The organism is Acidithiobacillus sp. TH-A35 (assembly GCF_057473505.1).
Genome location: NZ_JBYCKR010000147.1, coordinates 1 through 3,510, shown reverse-complemented (window position 1 = coordinate 3,510; position 3,510 = coordinate 1). Strand labels below are relative to the sequence as shown.

3 protein-coding genes are annotated in these 3,510 nt (G+C 58.8%); 1 reads left to right on the top strand and 2 read right to left on the bottom strand.

The annotated features are described in order from the left end of the window. The coding region (locus tag AC2VNK_RS05115) for a DEAD/DEAH box helicase (RefSeq protein WP_486883057.1) at positions 1–1,850 on the top strand (1,850 nt) is incomplete at its 5' end. A gap of 100 nt (positions 1,851–1,950) precedes the next feature. Here the strand turns inward: AC2VNK_RS05115 and AC2VNK_RS05110 are convergent. Further along, positions 1,951–2,154: a cold-shock protein gene (locus tag AC2VNK_RS05110; protein WP_009564993.1), complete on the bottom strand. Its 204-nt coding sequence runs from the start codon at positions 2,152–2,154 to the stop codon at positions 1,951–1,953. A gap of 102 nt (positions 2,155–2,256) precedes the next feature. Then, positions 2,257–3,510, bottom strand: a 1,254-nt coding sequence (gene priA, locus AC2VNK_RS05105; RefSeq protein WP_486883056.1) for a replication restart helicase PriA, incomplete at its 5' end; no start/stop codon positions are given.

Sequence of the window (3,510 nt, the reverse complement as noted above, 5' to 3'; positions counted from 1 at the left end):
TGCTCATGTCTCAAGAATCCGATCTCCGCTTTATTGATTTCGCCCTCGCTGAACCGATCCAGAAAGCGGTGACAGAGATCGGCTACGAACAACCGTCGCCCATTCAGGCGCAGAGCATCCCGCCGTTGCTGGCCGGGCGCGACGTTATCGGTCTGGCGCAGACCGGTACCGGCAAAACTGCGGCATTTGCTTTGCCGCTGTTAAGCCGCGTCGATCTCAGCCTGCGCGTGCCGCAGTTATTGGTGCTGGCACCGACCCGGGAACTCGCCATACAAGTAGCTGAGGCCATGCAAAGTTACGCTAAGTTCCTCCCCGGATTCCACGTACTGCCCATCTATGGCGGACAGTCCATGACCTTGCAGCTCAAGCAGCTGCAGCGAGGCGTACAAGTGGTGGTAGGTACGCCCGGGCGCATTCAGGATCACCTGCGCCGCAAAACCCTGCGTCTGGACCAGTTGCAGGCCGTGGTGCTGGATGAAGCAGACGAAATGCTGCGCATGGGCTTCATTGATGCGGTGGAGGATATACTCAAACACACGCCCGATGGCCGGCAGGTGGCACTCTTTTCCGCGACGATGCCAGACGCCATCCGTCGCATCGCCAAAACCTATTTGCGCGATCCCTTGGAAATCCGTGTTAAATCGGCGACGACTACGGTGGCCGCCATTCGCCAGCGCTATTGGCAAGTCAGCGGTACCCACAAGCTGGATGCCCTTACCCGTATTTTGGAAGTAGAGGAGAGTAACGCCTGGCTGGTTTTTGTGCGCACCAAAACAGCGACGGTAGAACTGGCGGAGCGCCTGGAAGCGCGCGGCTATGCCTGTGGCGCCCTCAATGGCGATCTCAGTCAGGCGCTGCGCGAACAGACCATTGAGCGCCTGAAAGCGGGGACGCTGGACATTGTTGTTGCGACCGACGTGGCAGCCCGCGGCTTGGATGTCGAACGGATCACCCATGTAATCAATTATGACATTCCTAATGACACCGAGGCTTACGTCCACCGCATTGGCCGCACCGGGCGTGCTGGGCGTACAGGGGACGCTATTCTCTTCGTCGCGCCGCGCGAACGCCACTTGCTGCACGCCATAGAGCGGGCGACGGGCCAGACGATTACGGCCATGCATCTGCCCAGCATAGAAGATGTTGCGGATCGGCGGATGAGCCAGTTCAAGGACCAGTTGTCGGAAGTGTTGAATAGTCAGGATCTTGCGGTTTTTGAATCCCTTATTGCGGATTACCAGCAGGAAAAGGACGTAGGTTTAGGGGAGATCGCGGCGGCACTGGCTTACATGGTGCAAAAAGAGCGTCCCCTGGTCCCCGTCGAGGCCGCAGTATCCAAGCCGATGCGCAGCGACTCCGCCAGTTCGGGCCGTCCGCCCTCATCACGTCGTCGCTCTGAAGATGATCGGGGCGCACGGCCGCCGCGTGGTAGTGCCGCATCGGGAGGGGAGGATGTGCCTATGCGCCGCTTCCGTCTGGATGTGGGTGAAAGCCATGGTGCACAAGTCAAAAATATTGTCGGCGCGATCGCTAATGAGGCCGGGATACCCAGCCGCAATATTCGCAAGGTACAGATTAACGCGGAGCATACCACTGTCGAGCTTCCCGCAGATATACAGCCGTCGGTTTTGCAGCATCTGCAAAAGGTGTGGGTCTCTGGAAGGCCTTTGCAGATCGCTCCGACCGATGCTGGTGCGCCTGTGGGACGTGCATCTGCCAAGCCACGTCCGGCCGCCCGTGAGGAGCCGCAGGTACCGCGCAAGATACTCTCTGCCAAGCCGGCAAAAAGTGAGTATAAATCGAAGGAGCGTAGCGCTGGTGCAGCAAAGCGGAAGAAACCCGCGCGCTAGCCGGGCAAAAGAAAACCGGAATCGCGAAAGCCAGACCGGTAAAGTTATTTTTCCCCGCAGGGGGAGACGGATGGCTGAGAGAGCCACCCGTTGGGCTTAATTAAGCCCGGCGGACCTTCTCGGCCTGCAAACCCTTCGGGCCACGAGTCACTTCAAAATTGACGCGCTCGCCTTCGGCCAGGGTCTTGAACCCCGTACCTTCAATAGCGGAATGATGCACGAATACATCTTCCTTGCCATCTTCCGGCGTAATGAACCCAAACCCCTTGCTGTCATTGAACCACTTCACTGTACCAACCGCCATTTTACACCCCAAATTAATCAAAGATGGCCCAACTGACCGTCGCCAAGGATAACATATCTACAGTCCGATGCAAGTTTATATGCCTGACCAGATCTTTAGCATTCAGGTAATCAGTAAGGGGTCCACATCAAGCATCCAGCGCACATTTCTGGCGGACTGAAGCTCGGCAAAGCGTGGCAGCCAGAGCTTAAGCGCTTTCTGCATTTGCGCCCGGCTTGGTGCTTGTATCCAAAGCTCTGCACGCTCGAAACCAGCACGACGCTCCATGAGCGACGGCGTCGGACCGCTGATTTCCACCGGGGCGGGCGGTGCGCATTGGCAGGCGGCCCTCAGGAATTCGTCTACCCGGCACCGTTGGTGCGCCTCGGCACGCAGCAGGGTGAGGGCTCCAAAGGGCGGTAGCCCCGCGGCCCGGCGTTCATCCAGGAGCGCCTGGGCCGGAGGGCGGTAGTCGCCCTGAGCGAGGCTTTGCAGTAAAGGATGTTCGGGCAGATGGGTCTGCAGTAGTACCTGGCCGGGTCGCTCTGCGCGACCCGCGCGGCCCGCGACTTGCAGAACGGTCTGCAACAGTCGTTCAGGGGCGCGAAAATCAGCGCTGAACAGACCCTGATCCGTGTTGATAATGCCGACCAGGGTGACGGCCGGGAAGTGATGTCCCTTAGCCAGCATTTGGGTACCCACGAGGATGGCAGCACGATTCCGGCGAATATTGGCGACCACCGTAGCGAGGGCATCGCGACCATGCAGTGCGTCGCGGTCGATGCGCCAAATGGGGGTCTGAGGAAAGCGCTGGCGAAGTACCTCCTCCAGTTGCTCCGTACCTTGTCCGGCGGTAATCAGCGCCGCACTGCGGCAGGCGGGGCAGACTTGTGGCCAGCGCGATTCGTGACTGCAATGATGACAGCGGAGGCGTTCTTGCTGGCGATGCCAGGTCATGGGCGCACTGCAACGAGGGCACTGCACCACATGGCCACAATCGTGGCAGAGTACTGCCGGGGCGTAGCCCCGACGATTCAGGAACAGTAATACCTGATTGCCTGCCTCCAAGGTTTCCCTACACGCCGTTAGCAGGGTAGAGGAAATGCCACCCTGCAGATTCTCGCGACGCAGTGGGACGATGGTCATCTTCGGTAAATCGGCTGAAGTAGCGCGTTGACGCAGCTCTAAGAGTCGATAACGGCCCTTTTGCGTGTTATAGAGGCTTTCCAGAGAGGGTGTAGCAGAGCCGAGGACAATGGGAACGTTTTCCAGGCGCGCGCGTTGAATCGCGAGATCCCGTGCCGAATAATGCCAGCCGTTCTGTTGCTTAAAAGAGGGATCATGTTCTTCATCGACAATAATCATGGCAAGACGGGG